Annotated in this window: 16 protein-coding genes; 3 read left to right on the forward strand and 13 right to left on the reverse strand. The window is 38.5% G+C overall.

What is annotated here, in order from left to right:
* Window positions 1-84: 84 nt before the first annotated feature.
* On the reverse strand, window positions 85-612 hold the full coding sequence (locus P3G65_RS07320; RefSeq protein ID WP_284071144.1) for a hypothetical protein: 528 nt from the start codon (window positions 610-612) through the stop codon (window positions 85-87).
* A 98-nt stretch (window positions 613-710) separates the two neighbouring features.
* Window positions 711-1,835, reverse strand: a complete 1,125-nt coding sequence (mnmA, locus tag P3G65_RS07325; RefSeq protein ID WP_029343388.1) for a tRNA 2-thiouridine(34) synthase MnmA — start codon at window positions 1,833-1,835, stop codon at window positions 711-713.
* 160 nt (window positions 1,836-1,995) lie between these two features.
* On the opposite strand from mnmA, the gene P3G65_RS07330 reads away from it, so the two are divergent.
* Both P3G65_RS07330 and P3G65_RS07335 read left to right on the forward strand, forming a co-directional pair.
* Window positions 1,996-2,775, forward strand: coding sequence for a DUF4931 domain-containing protein (locus P3G65_RS07330; RefSeq protein ID WP_004256267.1), 780 nt, complete (start codon window positions 1,996-1,998; stop codon window positions 2,773-2,775).
* A gap of 45 nt (window positions 2,776-2,820) precedes the next feature.
* Entirely contained in the window at window positions 2,821-5,415 is a 2,595-nt protein-coding gene (locus P3G65_RS07335; RefSeq protein WP_004256266.1) for a YfhO family protein, read from the forward strand.
* A gap of 23 nt (window positions 5,416-5,438) precedes the next feature.
* Here the strand turns inward: P3G65_RS07335 and P3G65_RS07340 are convergent, their stop codons facing one another.
* The 11 genes from P3G65_RS07340 to sdaAB form a co-directional block, all read right to left on the reverse strand.
* On the reverse strand, window positions 5,439-6,164 hold the full coding sequence (locus P3G65_RS07340) for a GntR family transcriptional regulator, LSA1692 subfamily (protein WP_004256265.1): 726 nt from the start codon (window positions 6,162-6,164) through the stop codon (window positions 5,439-5,441).
* Window positions 6,165-6,205: 41 nt separating this feature from the next.
* The gene (locus tag P3G65_RS07345) at window positions 6,206-7,498 is read right to left on the reverse strand and encodes a Sapep family Mn(2+)-dependent dipeptidase (RefSeq protein WP_004256264.1); all 1,293 of its coding nucleotides are present in this window, start codon (window positions 7,496-7,498) and stop codon (window positions 6,206-6,208) included.
* A gap of 28 nt (window positions 7,499-7,526) precedes the next feature.
* On the reverse strand, window positions 7,527-8,045 hold the full coding sequence (locus P3G65_RS07350; protein ID WP_004256263.1) for a GrdB-related putative oxidoreductase: 519 nt from the start codon (window positions 8,043-8,045) through the stop codon (window positions 7,527-7,529).
* A 9-nt stretch (window positions 8,046-8,054) separates the two neighbouring features.
* Window positions 8,055-9,425 (reverse strand): PTS sugar transporter subunit IIC, encoded by a 1,371-nt coding sequence (locus P3G65_RS07355; protein WP_034999585.1) that lies wholly within the window; start codon window positions 9,423-9,425, stop codon window positions 8,055-8,057.
* Window positions 9,426-9,441: 16 nt separating this feature from the next.
* Window positions 9,442-10,392: a N(4)-(beta-N-acetylglucosaminyl)-L-asparaginase gene (locus tag P3G65_RS07360; RefSeq protein ID WP_019292696.1), complete on the reverse strand. Its 951-nt coding sequence runs from the start codon at window positions 10,390-10,392 to the stop codon at window positions 9,442-9,444.
* 127 nt (window positions 10,393-10,519) lie between these two features.
* Window positions 10,520-12,298: a DNA helicase RecQ gene (recQ, locus tag P3G65_RS07365; protein WP_004256255.1), complete on the reverse strand. Its 1,779-nt coding sequence runs from the start codon at window positions 12,296-12,298 to the stop codon at window positions 10,520-10,522.
* A 76-nt stretch (window positions 12,299-12,374) separates the two neighbouring features.
* Complete coding sequence (locus P3G65_RS07370) at window positions 12,375-14,462, reverse strand: cation-translocating P-type ATPase (protein ID WP_004256253.1); 2,088 nt, start codon at window positions 14,460-14,462, stop codon at window positions 12,375-12,377.
* Between the two features lie 73 nt (window positions 14,463-14,535).
* Window positions 14,536-14,745: a heavy-metal-associated domain-containing protein gene (locus P3G65_RS07375; protein ID WP_004256251.1), complete on the reverse strand. Its 210-nt coding sequence runs from the start codon at window positions 14,743-14,745 to the stop codon at window positions 14,536-14,538.
* Between the two features lie 15 nt (window positions 14,746-14,760).
* Window positions 14,761-15,201, reverse strand: a complete 441-nt coding sequence (locus tag P3G65_RS07380; RefSeq protein WP_004256249.1) for a CopY/TcrY family copper transport repressor — start codon at window positions 15,199-15,201, stop codon at window positions 14,761-14,763.
* A 143-nt stretch (window positions 15,202-15,344) separates the two neighbouring features.
* Window positions 15,345-16,217: an L-serine ammonia-lyase, iron-sulfur-dependent, subunit alpha gene (gene sdaAA, locus P3G65_RS07385; protein WP_004256247.1), complete on the reverse strand. Its 873-nt coding sequence runs from the start codon at window positions 16,215-16,217 to the stop codon at window positions 15,345-15,347.
* 9 nt (window positions 16,218-16,226) lie between these two features.
* Window positions 16,227-16,898, reverse strand: a complete 672-nt coding sequence (sdaAB, locus tag P3G65_RS07390) for an L-serine ammonia-lyase, iron-sulfur-dependent subunit beta (RefSeq protein ID WP_004256246.1) — start codon at window positions 16,896-16,898, stop codon at window positions 16,227-16,229.
* A gap of 278 nt (window positions 16,899-17,176) precedes the next feature.
* Between sdaAB and P3G65_RS07395 the strand changes: the two genes are divergently transcribed.
* The gene (locus P3G65_RS07395) at window positions 17,177-18,709 is read left to right on the forward strand and encodes a class I adenylate-forming enzyme family protein (RefSeq protein WP_284071145.1); all 1,533 of its coding nucleotides are present in this window, start codon (window positions 17,177-17,179) and stop codon (window positions 18,707-18,709) included.
* The last annotated feature ends 23 nt before the right edge of the window (window positions 18,710-18,732 follow it).

The raw sequence follows: 18,732 nt of genomic DNA on the forward strand, positions 1-18,732 counted from the left end.
TAAAGAATACCTTTAAATAGTCTAAAAGTTTATTTCGACTTGTCTTTACAGTATTTATCGCTAAAAAAATTAAGCCATTACAGCTTAATTTTCGTGATAGAAAACGTTTTCTTTTATTTGCTCTGAAGGGAGTACTGTTTGTGCAAATAAGAGACGATTTTTACTTGTATCACTCGGATCTGCTATATCTGAAACAACAACCGTGCCATCTTCTTGAAGCGTAGGAATTGGTTTTTCTGCTGGATAAAAATATAGTTTTGCCGAATGCCTATTGTCCGTCATAATATAAGGAATTCCGTAGTCATCATAACCACCTTTTATCATATAATATTCACGCTTACCAAAAAGAAATCGTGACCCATCGATTTCGTAATTCACACCACGCTCACTTGCCCATTTACCTTGTATACTTGAGTAATCTCCTTGAGCTATCTGCGCAACGAGTTGATCTGTGGTTCCTTCTTGATCAAAACTTGGTCTCAACCATGGAAGTGTGATATTGTCAGCTAATAGTTTGCTTTGTTCTTTGTAATTTGTACTCCAAATAAATGCGAGGCTCGTTAACAATACTAATGCAAGTAAAACAATATTTCCTTTTCCAATTTTTTTCATATCCGCACCCATAAATAAGTTTTTGATTATAAATAAATTATAACAAATTTAAAATTTAATCAAAAATAAAACGCGGGTTGCCCCACGTTTCTCTTATTTTATTGGTATTGCATAATTTGGCCGTTTTTATAAGCAAAGTCAATCAAGGCACCGCCGAGACATTCATCACCATCATAAAAAACAACGGCTTGTCCTGGAGTGATGGCACGTACAGGTTCATCAAATTTGACAGCAACTTTATCTCCCTTAACAGAGATTGTTACTCCTGTATCTTCTTGACGATAGCGGAACTTGGCTGTACAATGCATTTCAAATTCTTCTGGCATTGGACGAGTAAAGCTCAATTCACTGGCAGTTAAATTATCAGAATACAAATGTTCATGATGGAAACCTTGTCCAACATAGAGTGTATTTGTACTAAGATCTTTCCCTACTACAAACCACGGATCACTTGTTGTTTGACCATGTTGACCGCCAATTCCCAAACCACCACGTTGACCAATGGTATAATACATGAGTCCTGCATGAGTTCCCATTTCTACACCATCTAATGTCATCATTTTCCCTGAAGTTGCAGGAAGATAGTTTGTCAAAAATTCTTTAAAATTCTTTTCACCGATGAAACAGATCCCAGTCGAATCTTTTTTCTTTGCTGTCGCAAGTCCTGCACGTTCAGCAATTGCACGTACTTCCGGTTTTTCCAAATGACCAAGCGGAAACATTGTTTTCTTCAGTTGGGCTTGTGACAATTGACTTAAGAAATAAGTTTGATCTTTATTATTATCCACACCACGAAGCATATGAACTGTGCCATCTTCATCTGTTGTTACACGTGCATAGTGACCTGTTGCTACATAATCAGCTCCAAGTTCCATTGCGTAATCAAGAAAAGCCTTAAACTTAATTTCTTTATTACACATAACATCTGGGTTAGGTGTACGGCCTGCACGATATTCCGCCAAGAAATACTCGAATACACGGTCCCAATATTCTTTTTCAAAGTTGACAGAATAGTAAGGAATACCGATTTGATCCGCTACTGCTGCTACATCTTTGTAGTCTTCTGTAGCAGTACATACACCATTTTCGTCAGTATCATCCCAGTTTTTCATGAAAACACCAACGACATCGTAACCTTGTTCTTTCAGCATTAAAGCTGTAACTGAACTATCGACGCCACCAGACATACCGACAACGACTCTTGTTTTTGAATTATCCATTATTTGTTCACCATCTCTTTCTATTTTTATTAGATTTCCTATTTTTCTTTAGAAAAACAAAAAAGCTTACATTCAGTTGAAGGCTGAAGTAAATAATAGGTAACGATTTATTATACCAGTTTTTTCCAGAAATAAATAGACTGTGAAATGCTATAATAGAAATATGATTGAACACACAGATAATCCTTTAATTTTTAACATGGAAATCAATAAAAATAAATACGCAAACCTTGCTGAAACAAAGCGAGTTTGTCCTTTTTGCGATACACCCAATCTCAAAGATATTTTGGACAGACAAGGGCACAAAATTTGGCTTAAAAACAAATTTCCCACTGTCGAAAATTCTTTGATGACTGTGATTATCGAGTCAGATAAACACCTCGGAGATGTCTCTACCTACTCTGTTCAAGAAAATAGAGAAGTCTTTCGGTTTGCTTTTGAATGTTGGCAGAAGCTATTGGATAATCCCCAATATAAATCAGTACTTATGTTTAAAAACTTTGGCCCCCATTCTGGCGGAACATTACGTCATCCACACATGCAGATTGTTGGCTTGGAAGAGGCAGATGGTTATGAACATATCTCTCCTGAAAATTTTGAAGGTGTAACACTTAAAGAAAATAGTGTCGATATTACAATCTCTACTCGTCCGATTATGGGATTTGTGGAATTTAATGTTATCATTTCCCAACTTGAATATATCGATCATTTGGCTGATAAGGTTCAGCTTATTACACAGTATTTACTGAATGACTATATGAACGGACGCTGTGATTCTTACAATCTTTTTTTCTACAAAATGCCGGACAGCCAGCGTTATATTTGTAAGATTGTACCACGGTTTATCACTTCTCCTTACTACATCGGCTATAAAATACCTCAGGTCAACAAAGACAATCGCTTAGAAGAAATCGCAAAAGAATTAAAAACAAAGCTGGACTAGTCCAGTTTTTCTTTTATAAATAAAAAATTAGGTTATAATAAGTGTATGTTTGATTTTATCAAGAAAAATATTTGGCTAATGCTCGGAAGTTTTATCCTCCCTGCTGGACTACTTGCGGTAGCTTTTGCCTTCCTCGGTATTTATTGGGGAAGTGACACTTCTATCCTCGCTGGTGATGCATATCATCAATATGTTGCTATTCACACGCTTTATCGGGATATTCTTCATAATAGTAACTTAGGCTTTCTCTATACTTTCACGAATGGTTTGGGGCTAAACCTTTATGCTTTCTCTGCTTACTACATGGGAAGTTTCTTCATGCCCCTTACTTATTTTTTCAATGTTCATACTATGCCAGATGCACTTTATCTGATTACACTTTTAAAGTTTGGAACGATTGGTCTCTCAAGTTTTGTTGCATTGAAAAACATGTATAAATCCATCCCCTCTCTTATCACGATGGCATTATCCACATCTTTCACCCTGATGAGCTTCTTAACGAGTCAAGTTGAAATTATCATGTGGCTCGATGTTTTCATCTGGCTTCCTCTCATCATGTGGGGCTTGCACGGACTTCAAGATTTCGGCAAGCGTAAACTGTATTACATCAGCTTAAGCCTTCTATTCATCCAAAATTACTATTTTGGCTTTATGGTTGCAATTTTCTTAGTGTTATATTTTATAGCACGTTCAACATTTACCAAGTGGTCATGGAAAAAGTTTTTTGATTTTGCGATTACTTCTATATTGTCTGCTGTAACAAGTTTAGTTATGCTTCTTCCAATGTATCTTGATTTGAAAGCAAATAATACTCAAGCTGTTTCCCAGATTAATGATTTTTGGACACAAAATTCTGCCGTTTTTGATCTTTTTTCTAAAAACTTTGTGGGAGCCTATGATACAACACAGTATAATGCTGTCCCAATGATTTATTTAGGGCTCATCCCCTTCCTTCTTGCTCTTACTTTCTTCTTCCTTCCTCAAGTGAAATGGCAGACCAAAATAGCTTTTGGTGTCCTACTTGCATTTCTGACTGCCTCTTTTTATCTACAAGTTTTAGATTTGGCGTGGCAAGGGATGCATTCTCCAAACATGTTTTTACATCGTTACGCTTTCCTTTTCTCTCTTCTCATTTTACTTATGGCCTGTGAAGTTCTCACGCGCTTCAAGTCTTTAAAACTCTGGATGACTATAGTACCCTTTGTGCTGCTTTCCCTTGGTTTTATTGCTGCTGCTTTACTCGGGGATTATGCTTATCTCGATACGCTACAGCTTGCTCTGACTCTGCTCTTTGCCTTGGCTTATTTCTTGGTTCTTCTTACCTTCTTTAAAAAATGGCTCCCTTGGAAAGTTTTAGTTGCCATCCTTGCTTTGTTCATGTGTGCAGAAGCAGGTTTAAATGGATACTACCAGCTTGCAGGAGTTAAGAAAGAATGGAATTTTGCAAGCCGAGCTTACTACAATACCCAAACAAAACTCATTCAACCTCTCGTCCAAAATGTAGTCGAACGTTCTGGAGATACCTTTGTGCGTACAGAAAACACGGTCCCCGATACGGCAAATGATGGTATGAAATATAATTATAATGCCTTATCGCAGTTTTCTTCTGTCCGTAATAGTAATTCAAGCCGGGTCTTAGGACTTTTAGGGTTTCATACAGACAGCACCTTCCTTAATCTCCGCTACCCTGAAAACACGTTACTCATGGATTCGCTTCTTTCCATTAATTATAATATCAATCAATTTCAACCTGAGAAATACGGTTTTAAGCAAATAAAACCTTCTTTATTTGAGAATCACAATGCACAATCGGTTGGAATATTTGTAAAAGATGGGTACCAAGATGCAGCTCTGAGCAGTTCAGAAAGAGCAACAATCAGTAATCAAGAAGCCTTTCTCCATCAATTGACGCACAGTAAAGAAAAATATTTCACGCAGATTTACCCAGACTCAGAAAACAGTAACAGTACGATAACCGGTGGTAAAGAACAAGTTACACTGATACGTAAAGTCGAAGAAGACGGCGGCGTTTCAGTGACCTATGAGCTTACCGTACCCGCACATAGTCAAGCCTATCTTGAGTTACCTAATGTAAGCTACATTAATGATAATTCAAAAATGACTACGATTACGATTCATTCAGGAAAAAAAGTTCTTCATTCTTATAATGTCAATAGTAAAGATGTTGGTAACTTTTATAATTTAGGAACTTCTGAAAAGGAAACAAAACTAACAGTGAGTGTTTCCTTCCCAGAAAACTCACAAGTTTCCTTTGGCATAACAAGATTTTGGGCTTTGGATAACACCAAATACCAAGCAGCTATGGATACTCTAAAGCAAACACAGGTGAAAACCGAACAAGTAAAAAACGGACTTCGTTTGACTTATAATAGCAATACCTCTGGTGATCTTTTCCTCACATTACCTTATGATAAAGGTTGGTCAGCCAAACTGGATGGACATTCCGTAACCTTAGATAAAGCACAAGAAGGTTTCATGAAAGTTACTGCCCCTAGAGGTGAACATGTTGTCGAACTTACTTTCTTCCCTCAAGGCTTAAAAGCAGGGATAGCATGTTTTATAGGTGGAATCGCTCTCTTTGCTCTTTATGATTTCTTAAATAGAAAAAAACAGCTTTAAGTGCTGTTTTTTTCTATTTAACTTTAATGCTGGCGAATCAAAGTATTCTTGAAAGAATATTTATCCGCACGATAATAAGAAATATCGTATAAGATAGGTCGAGCGTCTAAAGCAAAAGCCGTGGAGTGTACGCGGAAAACTGGACTGTTCACTTTCACTTCCAGTAACTGAGCAAGTTCCTCTGTAGCCAGAATCGCTTCAATTTCTTGGTGCGAATAGCCAATTTCTATTTTTTCCTCAATAATGGAAAACAAGGATCCAGTCAATTCTTTCTCAGTTGCTCCCGTGATTAATTGTTCTGCAAAATAGAGTTTTTCTAAAGTCATGGGTTCATTATCAAGTAAACGCAATCGCTGTAATTCCACCAGTTCTGCTGTGGTGTTCAGTGCTTTTACAACTTCCTCTGGCACTTTCTTCAATTTTTTAAAATTTAGTAAACGTGTTTGCCCAACTTTTCCCATAGCCTCTGCTGCTTCGGTAAAGGACTTCAAACCCATACCTCCACTTTGAATCTTGGGTTGTTCAATCACATAGGCGCCTTTTCCTTTTTTCTTGATTACAATTTGTTTTGTCATCAAATCTTCCATGGCTTTACGTACGGTTAAGCGACTCACGCCAAACTCCAATGCCAAATCGTATTCGGATGGAAGTTTTTGAGCAGATACATAAGTGCCCTGCTCAATTCTTTTTTCTATTTCTTGAGAAACAACTAAAAACTTTGCTTTGCTTTCTTTTCGTTCAGTATTCATTACCTTTATTTTATCACGCTTATCTTCTTTTTAAAAGTTTCTTATTGACCAAGTCTTTCAATACTTTTCATATAAATTTCTATCATTTGTTTTAAATGTTCAATCTTTATATATTCATTTTCCTTATGGGCAATTCCTTTTTCCCCCGGAAAAGATGGCCCAAAAGCTACAATATTTGGCATTGACCGCGCATAAGTCGCTCCTGTAGTTGTGACGGGTTGACCATTTAATCCTGTCACTTCTTCATAAATATTTGATAAATCTTGTATTTCTTGCTTCATCTTGTCAACGTAGGTTCCGGGCAGACTGCGAATAATTTTGAAACTTGTGTCTGGGTAAAGATTTTCGCTTAAAGCATTAATGACTTGCTCCTCTGTCACAGTTACCGGATAACGAATACTAAGTGACAGATGAATAAGATTATTTTCTCTTTTGATTTTGTATGGCGTAAGTATTAAACGCCCACTTTCTTGGTCCGCAAAAGCAATACCTACTCCTTGACCAAAATGTTTTTCATGAAAACTATGGGTGAGCCATGAGAAATAGTGCCTCAGCTCCTTATTTTCTAAATTATTTTGAAGTAAGGCTGCCAAGGCTGTAATTGCATTTTTCCCTAATTCTGGCGCATTGCTTGGCGTCCGCAATCCTTTGGCACTATAAGTTTGACGTCCACCAGAAAGTTGAATGTCATCAGGAACAAAGTCTTTAGCCATTGCACCATGAAAATCGCCCAATGAATCCAATACACCGTGAGCAAATCTTGTCGTCAACTCAAGAGCAACAACACCTCGCTCCCCGTAAACTACTGGAAATTTACAATCTGGTGTAAAACCAAAAAACGGTGCCTTTTCTTCTGACAAATAAAGAGGCACATCTGCTGATCCACTTTCTTCATCAGTTCCAAAAATAATGCGTATTGGTAGACGAGGTTTGAATTTTCTTTCCTTTAATAACTTCAAAGCAAATAGACAGGACAGAATTGGTCCCTTATTGTCTAACACACCTCGCCCATAGAAATAGCCTTCACGCTCCTCAAGCTTAAAGGGAGGCGATAACCAGCCTGGGCCCTCCGCAGCAACCACATCAAGATGTCCAACTACTCCAATATAATCCTCACCTTCCCCTAATTGAGCATAACCCATTGCATCTTTGACGATTTGTATTTCCAGACCATAAGATTGTGCTTTTTCCATGACATAAGCTAAAACTTGACGTGGCTCTGCTCCAAAAGGGGCACCAGCTTCGGCTTCGCCTTTGACACTGGGAATCGCAATTGCTCCTTCCAAAAGGGATACATAGTCCTCCCAATTTTGTTCAATTTCTGTCCTATACATTTTTTACCTCTTTAGAATGCTTTGCTGTTTAAAAAACGAACTGTTTATATGCTTCTCGTGACTTATTATTTTCCTTTGCCTGTAAAACTTTACAAATTGCCTTATAAGATTCATTAAGTCCGACACCACCTTTTTTTGGCATTTTTACAATATCAATTACTTCTTTGTAAGCAGAAATTAAAGCCTGGTTTTCTTCAGACATGGCACAAACTACTTTGAGAGATGTATTTTTTTGTATATCTTGAGCAAGCTCCAATGACATTTTGGAAAACTCAGGGTAGTTAAAGGAAGGTCCGCAAATCACGCCCTCAATATTAAGCCGTTGCAACATCCCTTTTATCTTTCTTTGAACAACATCTGGTGCTTCCCTGTAGGTTTGTTCTCCCATATAAATCGTAACCAGCAAATTTTGTTCATGCTCAGCAAGTAAGGGTTTCAAAGTCACTCCTGGTCCAATCACTTCTTTTGTAGCAGTAAGTGGAACTTTTACATCATCCTTTGTTCCCATTCCCGCTTGAATTTGATTTAAAATCATTACAAGTCTCATTCTATCCTCCTATAGATTATCAAAGCTCAACATTTCCTCTGTAATAGCTTCTAATTCTGCATCAGCAGCTTGTCGTTCTTCATTCATGTATTGTACATCCATAATTTTGATAAAAGGAATGTAGATAAATACACCAATGATAAGCAAAACGAGTTGCAAAAGTGCTCCGGCCCAGTTTGTTGCTAAGAAACCTGAAATAATAATGGGCGTAGTCCAGGGAATCAAAACACCGTTGGTGATTGGCACAAGATGAAGGTTCATCATAATATAAGAAACAATAATATTAAAGGTTGGTACTAAGACAAAAGGAATAAAAATGAGAGGATTAAGTACAATAGGAAGACCAAAAATAATCGGCTCATTTATCCCAAATATGCCTGGAACCAAAGCAAGCTTACCTAACTCCTTAATTCGTTTTGAACGACAAACAATTAGCATTGCAATTAATAAAGAAAGTGTTGATCCAGCACCTCCAAAGGTTGCAAATAAGTCTTGAAATTGAGCATTTACAATATGAGGTGCTCCGGTTCCATTTTTAAAATACTCTACATTTTCAAGAGAGAGCGTCAGCAGGATAGGATTAAAAACCGCACCCACGACTGAACTTCCGTTGACGCCGAAAAACCAGAAAACATGAAGAAAGATATAAGCAATAATCATTGCCCATACTGTATCTCCGAGATGGAGCAGCGGTATTTGTAAAAAGTTAAAAACTAAGTCAAAAGCATTTGTGCCAAAAATGTTCAATACCAAGTTCAGTGCAAAAAATATTAGCATGACAAAAGCACCTGGAATCAAAGCAGCGAAGGAATCTTCAACCATGGGTGGTACACCTTCAGGCATTTTGATTACCCATTTTCTGTTGACAGCAAATTGATAAAGATTAACAGAAACAAAGGCGCAAATAATCCCGATAAAAATCCCTTTTGCTCCGACCCAAGAAAGTGGGAGACCTGTTAAGGTAGCTGATACCGGATTTGCCATCCCCTCAACTGTTACCTCTCCAGTCACAGAGTATGGCATCAGAAGAAACCAAGACATTAAAGTAACTGCCGCTCCAAAAATGGGGTTAGCCTTAATTTCTTTCGCAAAAGAATAACCTATCCCCACAACTGCAAACACGGCCATGATCGTAAAGGTCGCATCTGCAGGCTTAGTAATCATTTCAGCTAAGGTCGTCCCGGTCTTACTGTTAATAACCGTCGTTTCCAAAAAATTAATCCATTGAGGAATAGGGAAATTTGCTAAAAGTAAAAAGAAAGATCCCGCAATCAATAGTGGTGTTGAAACGAGAAAACCATTTCTTATTGCAATAAGATACTTGTTACGTCCTATTTTTTCAGCCAGGGGCAACATAATTTTTTCAAGCTTTGAAAACATCAATTTCTCCTTCTACCTATTCGATAGGTGCTTTAATTCTTGCTTCATAAGCATCTAACCATTCTTGGCTAATGGGCTCGATTTTTGTCTTGTGATTTGCTTCTGGGTGGGCGATAAAGATTCTTGGTTCTTGTTTGTGAGTGGCCACACTAAAAGTAAATTCTACATTAGTTGCAACGCCCCAGTTTCCTTCTTTATCCAGTGCGACAAGTGAAAAAGCTCCTGCTTTACCGTATCTTTCTTTCAATTTATCTTCAAAAGAATACACCGCCTGATCACAAGCCTCTTGGGGCGTATGGCCTTCAGACATGAGACGAACGATTTCATAGGATAAAATTCCTTTCATCAAATCTTCACCAAGTCCTGTTGCTGTAGCCCCTCCAACCTGACTATCCACATAAAAGCCGGAACCTGAGAGTGGTGAATCACCAACCCGGCCAGATTTTTTCATGAAGAGACCAGAACTTGAAGTTCCTGCCACCATTTTTCTACTACTGTCTAAGGCAACCATACCCACCGTATCATGTCCATCATAAGCCGAAAGACCTGTACGTTTCATTTCTTCTAAACGTCTCTCCCATATTTTTTTGGCGCGCTCTGTTAACATTTTTTTCTGCTTAAAGCCTGCTTCAATAGCATATTGTCTTGCGCCTGGACCGACTCGCATACTATTAAATTTTTCCTCAGATAAGGCTTTTGCTACTGCTATTGGATTAGCAATATCAGTAATGCCTGCCACTGCACCAATTTTAAAACTATCTCCATCCATATATGCAGCATCCATTTCTAAAATTCCTGCTTCATTTGGTAGTCCACCATATCCGACAGACTTATAATAAGGATAATCTTCAACCTCTTTTATAGCTTGTTCTAGTGCTTCTCCAGCCTCTCCTCCTTTGCTCAAAAGCTCTTCAGCTTTACAAACCCCATCATGAGCCATTCGCCACGTTGCAATAATTCCCCACATAAATACCCCTTTTTTTATTTTATATACAATCTAGTATATACTATTTGCATACATTATAAATTAAACGCTTACATTTGTCAAGGCACAAATAAAAATAGAGAAAGACTCATGCTTCTCTATTTTTATACTATTCTTGATTATAGATGTTTAATGCCTCTAGGAACACATGACCATACTTTTTCAACTTCACTTGACCTACACCGGAAACTTCTAAAAATGTCTCTTCGTCTAAAGGCATAATTCTTGTCATGTCTTTCAATGAAGCATCGGAAAATATCATGAAAGGAGGAACGCCTTCTGACTTGGCAATATCGAGACGTAACGTCCGTAATTCTTCAAATAACTCCAAATTAAATGTACCATTAGCTACAGACTGTTGCTTAGTAGTGCTTAAAGCTGTACGTCGCCAGACTTGCTCTCTACCTTGTAGAACAGCTATCCCACGATCAGAAACCCCAAGTAAGGGGAATTTGCCTGCGGAGACAGCTAAGTAACCTTCCCCCGCTAAAAAATCAATCAGTTCTCCAACTGCTTTTTGCGAATATCCCTTCATTATGCCAAAAGTTGAGAGTTTTTCAAAATTCCAACGTGCTAAGTTTTTATTTTTAGAGCCTACTAAAACTTGTGCGACTGCTGTTTTTCCGAAACGTTGTTCCATCCGAATAACACAAGACATAACTTTTTGTGCATCAAGCGTAACATCTGTACGCTCCCGGTCGTCTAAACAGTTTGAGCACTTATGACAGTCCTCTCCCGCATCACCAAAATACTGTAAAATATAACCCTGCAAGCAAGTTTCTGAGCTTGTATAAGCTTGCATCTGCCTTAGTTTTTCGTATTCTTGCTCCTTATGTTGCTCACTCCCTTCGCCTTGCTCGATCAAGAAGTTTCTGAGACGAACATCATTGGGCGAAAATAATAAGATAGCATCCGAATCAAGTCCATCTCTTCCTGCACGACCTGCTTCTTGATAGTAGGCTTCAATAGTAGCAGGCATCCCATAATGAATTACAAAACGAACATTGCTCTTATTTATCCCCATTCCAAAAGCATTGGTTGCCACCATAATAGGAACTTCATCATAAAGGAAATCTTCTTGGTTTTTTTGGCGCTCTCCCTCAGCTAAACCGGCATGATAACGTTTAGCAGGAAAATTATTTCGGTTTAACCATTCCGTAACTTCTTCTACTTCTTTACGTGTGTTGGCATAGATAATGCCTGATTCGTCAGTATGTTCTTTTAAGTAGGACTTTAAAAAGTCACGTTTATCTTTTCCTTTAACAACTTCAAAGCGTAAGTTTTCGCGTAAAAAACCTGTTTTAACAGTGTTGTCTTCAGAGATTTGTAATAAGTCTTGAATATCTGCAGATACCCGAGGTGTGGCTGTAGCTGTTAGTGCTAAGATTGTTGGTGAAGTAGGCAAATCAGCCAATCGTTTCGCAAAAGTAACATAAGAAGGTCTAAAATCATGTCCCCATTGAGAGATACAGTGTGCTTCATCAATTGCAACCAAATCAATAGGAAGGTGTTGCAAAAAATAGTTAAAAGATTCTAATTCAAACCGTTCAGGCGCAACAAACAAGATTTTAACCTCGCCATTTTCGATCTGTTGCATTCGGAAATAAGCTTCTTGCTCATCTACTGTCGAATTAATAAATGTTGCTGGTATATTTGCAATATTTAGCTGATCCACCTGATCCTTCATCAGGGAAATTAAAGGCGAGACCACAAGAGTAACGCCTTCTTGTAAAAGGGCAGGTAATTGATAGCAAATGGATTTCCCTGCACCTGTCGGCAATATCCCCAGAGTATCTTTTCCCTGTAGAACTTGCTCTATTATTTGTTTTTGACCTTGACGGAAACTTTCATAGCCAAATATTTCCTTGAGTTTTGCTTCTAAATTCATCTTTTCCTATTATACGTTTAATACTAAAAAAATTCACGAACAAAAGTGAGTTTTTTTCTTTTATTTTTAGAGTACCTCAATTTTTTGTTTTAGTTAAAAGTAAGGAATTCAAAATTACGGAAACGCTAGACAAGCTCATTGCTGCTGCAGCAATCATTGGATTGAGTAATCCAAAAGCTGCCAGCGGGATACCAATAATATTGTAAATGAAGGCCCAAAAATAATTTTGTTTGATTTTACTTAAGGTTTTTCGAGAGATCTTAAAGAGATCGAGTAATTTATGGATTTTACCACCCATAATGGTCACATCTCCTGCTTCCATCGCAATATCTGAGCCTGTTGCCATGGCAACACCCACAGTACTACTTGCTAATGCAATAGCATCGTTTATTCCGTCGCCTACCATAATGGAATGTGAAGTTTCTTGGACAATTTTAGCTTTGTCTTCAGGTGATAGATTACTTTTTACTTCATCCAAATTGACAATTTCTTGGATTTTTTTAGCAGAATCTTCATTGTCCCCTGTCAACATCACAGTTTTAATGCCGGCTTTTTTCAGTGCAGCTACGGTCTGCACACTTTCTTGCTTAATTGAAGATTTAAAGGTTGCTGTAGCTATATGGCTTACATCATCCGCAAGATAAATAACAGTATCTGTGCTTGATGTGACATCGTACCCGTGCTCTTCCATAAGTTTTGCATTTCCTGCATAATATTGACGGCCATTTATTTCTCCTGAAAGTCCACGACCAGCAATTTCTTTAAGGTTTTCTACGGGGTAGATTTCCTCAGTTTTTACGGCTTGAGCTAACGGATGGTGCGAATGACTTTCTAAACTTGCTAAAATTTTAAATGATTCATCGTTGCCCTCAAATTGAGACAACTCAAATTCACCTGTCGTAATCGTCCCTGTCTTATCAAAGAAAACTGTTGTCACGCTATTTGTTAGTTCTAAAGCATTGGCATTTTTCAACAGCAAGCCATTCTTAGCAGCAAGTCCTGTTCCTGAAATAATTGCGGTTGGTGTCGCTAAACCAAGCGCACATGGGCAAGCAATAACCAATGTTGCCACAGCATGCATAATGGCAGTCAATAATGTCCCAGTAATAGCCCATGTTGCTACAAAAGTCACAAGTGAAATGACCAAAACAATTGGAACAAAGACATTTGAGATTTTATCCGCGAATTTTTGAATATCAGGTTTTGAGGCTTGCGCTTCTTCCATCATTTCAACCATCCGAGAAATAGTCGAATCGTTAACATCTCGAACAACAACAGCTTTAATGGAACCGTCTAAATTCACAGCCCCTTCAAATAGTGTATCATCGTCTGCTTTGACAACAGGTAAAGATTCGCCAGTCAAGTGACTTTCGTCAAAAGATGCTTTACCTTTAAGGATCATTGCATCCAAAGGTACCTTCTCTCCCGGATAAATTTGAATAACATCCCCGATTTGGACTTCTTCAAGCGGGCGCTCACCTTCTTCTGTGTGAACCATTTTAACCCTACTACTCATCAAGCTCGTGATTGCCTGACTTGTTTTTTCTTTAGCATTGTGCTCAAGTACTTTTCCTAAAACAACCAAGGTAATAATAACCATAGCTGATTCAAAATTCAAAGCATTGTCTTGTCCTAAAAATACCGCTAAAATTAAACTCGAAAAATATGCAACGCTAGTTCCAAGTGCTACTAGAACATCCATATTTGCATTTCCATTTTTCAATGCATGATAAGCGCCGACGTAAAAGCGCCAACCGATAATAAACTGAACAGGTGTTGCGAGAATAAGTTGTAAAACAGGAGTGTGTAGAAACATCAAATAGTGTGTGCCCAATACTCCTTCAAACATAGCAAGTACTAAAGGCAGAGTCAAAATTACTGACACGATCAATGACAATCGTAAATTACGATTCCTTCTACGCGCTTGAGCTGCAATTTTTTCTTGATGTGCTTTATCGTTTACAATAGCACCATAGCCCACCTTTTCAACTATATTGATCACATCTTGATCACTAATGCTATCATCAAAAATGACTTTTGCTTTTTCAGTTGCCAAGTTAACTGTTGCTTCTTGGATTTTATTCGAGTTATTCAATGCTTTGGATACGGTATTCACACAGTTTGCACAGGTCATACCCGTGATGACAAAGTTTTGACTTCTCATTTTCTACTCCTTCATTAAATTTACAAATGTAAACATTGTGTTCCAGAGAAAACTGCCCCTAAGGACAGCCTTCTTATTTTACTAATTCGTAGCCAGCTTCTTTAACAGCCATTGCTAAATCTTCTACGGGTGTTGTCGCTGCATCGAATTTCACAAGTGCTTCATTCTTTTTTAAAGAGACTTTTGCGGATTTTACACCAGTAAGCCCTTCGAGTGCTGAAGTCACATGCATTGCACAGTGATCACAAGTCATACCTTTGATTACGAATTTTTCTTTTTCCATTATCTCTCCTCCATATTAGCTGACGTGTTGGCAGCTGCAAGAATTAAAATTTTCTAAACAAGTACAAGTTGTTTCTTGAACTGTTTCTTTATTTTTTAACGCTTCTTGCAAACTTGCTACATCTTCTGAAGTCAAGTTTGACAAGGCGATCATATCGGCTAAGAGCTTCACTTGTTTTGTTTCACAAACTTTTTCAAGTAAAGACTGTCCCATCATTTGAATAGCTGTACATTCTGCCATTAAAGGGCGATAAACAAACTTACGACCTTCTTTTTCAGTACTTAGCATTCCCTTTTTCACGAGGCGCCCCAGCAAAGTTTTAACTGTTGCTAGAGACCAATCCAAATCGGGCGAAATTTGACAAGAAATCTCATCAACTCGTGCTTCGCCGAGCGACCATATAACACGCATAACAATCAATTCTGCATTTGATATATTAAATTCTGTTTCGTTCATTGGCGCTCCTTACTTTATTTTTACTACAACTACAGTTTACAACTGTAAACTGTAAATGTCAAGTCACAACTCTGTATTATAAATAAAAAAACCCTTTAAGGCAAGTATAGACTTTCAAAAAGGGTCGTTTATTTTCAATATTATTATTTTCCGTCACCAAAGATGCGTTCCATAATTTCACGTCCTGTTGGCGTTGCAGCAAGCCCACCTTCACCAGTTTCACGGTGAGCAGAGGGCAGTGAGCGTCCTACATTGTACATACATGTGATCACTTCATCAACAGGTATAACTGTTTTAACACCAGCTAAAGCCATATCGGCGGAAATCATCGCCTGAGAAGCCCCCATAGCGTTACGATGGACACAAGGAATTTCTACTAAACCTGCGACAGGGTCACAAATCAGGCCCAGCATATTTTGGAGTGTCAAGGCTAAAGCTATTCCGGCTTGCTCGCCCGTACCTCCAGCCATGATAACCAAAGCGGCTGCGGACATGGCCGATGCCGACCCAACTTCTGCTTGACATCCTCCTTCAGCACCTGCAATCGTTGCATTGTTTGCGATTGCTAAACCAAAAGCACCAGCTGTAAAGATAAATTCTACCTGCTGCTCATGTGTAAGCCCTAACTTCTTCGTTGCTGCAGAGAGCACACCAGGTAGACATCCAGCTGACCCAGCTGTCGGTGTCGCACAGATGAGTCCCATCTGAGCATTGACTTCATTTACAGCTACGCCATCACGCGCTGCTCCTAAAATAACATCACCTGATATCGCTTTTCCTGATTTAATGTATTCATCCATCTTCTTGGCATCGCCACCTGTAAGTCCTGTTGTTGACTTATTCCCAAGTAGTCCTTCCTCAATTGATGACATCATTGTCGCCAAGTTATGTTCCATCATCTCAATGATTTGTTCACGGCTCGCACCGGTTTGTTCTATTTCTTCTGCAATCATCAATTCAGCAATTGATGGATATGCTTTTGCATCTTCAAGCAGTTCTTGTACATTTGAAAACATAATTACCCCTTATTTAAAGAAATTTACAGCAGAAAGTTTCGGAATGTGTTTCATTTCCTCAAAAGCTTCTTCGACATCGAAACTGTCTACTTCCATAATCATGATTGCTTTTTCACCTTTAGCTTCACGTGTCAAATTCATTTGTGCCACGTTAATATCATGCTTTTCAAAAATAGCTCCGAGACGCGCCAAAATACCTGGTGCATCTTGATGGACAATAACAAAAGTTGGCATCCCTGCTGAAATAGAAATATCGAAACCATTGAGTTCGGTCACTTGAATCAAGCCCCCGCCAATAGAAATCCCTGTGACGCTCATGTCACGGTCCCCTTTTTTCAAAATCAGACGCGCTGTGTTAGGATGGTCTGCCTTATCTTCTGGATGAGGCACATATGTCACTTCCATCCCTTCTTCGTGAGCAATGCGCGGTGCATCTCGTAAGCGAGGATCATCAGGATCCATACCTAAAACACCAGCAACCAAAGCAACATCTGTTCCATGTCCACGATAAGTTTTGGCAAAACTCTCATACAAATGAATCTCAACCTTCTCGGGCAATTCGCCAAAAATTGAACGAATAATCTTTCCTATACGGGCAGCACCGGCAGTGTGAGAACTACTGGGACCAACCATTACAGGACCAATAATGTCAAATACACTTTTGTAACGTAAATTTTCCATATTTCCTCCGCAACTTTGCTCAGCAAAGCTTTTCGTTCGAATTTTTTATATTCCAACGAAACAATTTATTCTTAAAATCATTATAACACTAATACGCTTTCATATCTATATAAAACTGGGGCTGTAGCAAAAAGATAAGTTTGCTAATTTTCCCATTTTACGTGGACTTTTCAGACTATTCTTTAATGATTAAAAATGCAAAAAGGACATTTTTTTCTCAATTCTCGCCGATAGTTTGTGATATAATAAACTTTAGAAAAATAGAAAGAGAGATTTCAATGAAATTCAATCACAAACCTCTGAATCTTTATGTAAATTTCAAAGAATCTGCTGAAAAGTTCCCCAAAAGTCGTTTTATTTTCGATAAAAAGTTAAACGCTTTCCCGGAATTAGAGCTTGAAACAAATTATCAAAGCGTTCACGAAGCAGTCTTGCAAAAAGCTTATAATTTGTCAGCCTTGGGAATAAAAAAAGAAGACAAGGTCATTATTTTTAAATCAAGTGCTTTTGACACTTATCTTCTTGCCGTTGCTGTGTCCTATCTGGGTGCTGTGCCTGCAATGATTTCCCATCACTTTTCTACACCAGTAATGGATACTCTTGCTGCACGCCTTGAAACTCCTTGGCTCATTTTTGATGAAGATACAGATGCTGTCGTTCAGGAATTAAAAAATGTAAACGAAGATCACAAACTCTTTGTTTCTGACTTTGCTTCAATCACTAATAGTCCTGAGGTAAGCAATCAACAATTAGCTACGGATGAGATTGCTTATCTCACACATACCTCAGGTACTACTGGAATTCCGAAACTGATTGCACACTCAGCTCAATCTATGGGCTGGCGTTGGGTCTTGCAACGTACAGTAATGGATTGGATGCCAGACAAATCTTCACTGTTGGCATTCCATATTTCACCTGTTCATTCCCGCTTTAACATTGGTATATCATCAGCCATGACCTTCGGCTTTGATCTTATGCCACTTTCTAATTTAGAAAAAAATACTGTGCTTAGCATGTTTGAAAAATATCGCCCTACAGCTTTCGAAACACACCCAAACCATTTTGTTCGCCTAGCAAATGTTGTAAAAGAAACACCCGAGGCCTTTGCTTCTATTCGCTATCTCCACTCTACTTTTGATGCAATTAACAAAGATACAATGCATACTTTCCTTGCGGCTTCTAAAGAGGAAAATCCTGTTTTCTTGCAAATCTACGGTCAGTCTGAATGCGGTCCAATGATTTGGAAAAAACACCGCCTTAGTACCTTACCAAATACAAATGCTCGTGAAATGGGCATCGGCATGCCTGGACTTTCCCAAGCGCGCGTAACAGATGCTGACGGAAATGTTGTTCCTGCTGGTACACCTGGTCATATTCATTTCCTCTCTAAAGGGCGTGCTCTTACTTACTATAAAGATGATAGTCGTTTTGCTGAAGAAGTTTATGGTGACTGGTGGGATACAGGCGACTGGGGGATTATGGATGAAGACGGTGTGCTCTTCCTCTATGATCGTCAAGTTGATCTTATTGACAAAGTGGAGTCAAACTTAGCCATTGAAGATCTCCTCCTCGATCAACACGACTTTCTTGACGAAGTAATAATTATCCGCGATGCTTCTGGACATCCTCAACCTATTTTGGCGCTTGCCGAAGGTAAAGAAATGGACTGGAAAGCTTGGTGGTCTTCTATCATTGACATGCCATTCCTAAATGAGCCGCTTCTCATGGACTATGATGCGATACCTCGTACAGCCACAATGAAAGTTCAAAGATTAGCTCTTGAGCGTGAACTTGCAGCAGCTAAAAAATAAATATCATATACAAAAAGGTAGTT

The sequence above is a fragment of the Lactococcus sp. bn62 genome (genome assembly GCF_029492705.2).
Classification (GTDB): domain Bacteria; phylum Bacillota; class Bacilli; order Lactobacillales; family Streptococcaceae; genus Lactococcus; species Lactococcus petauri.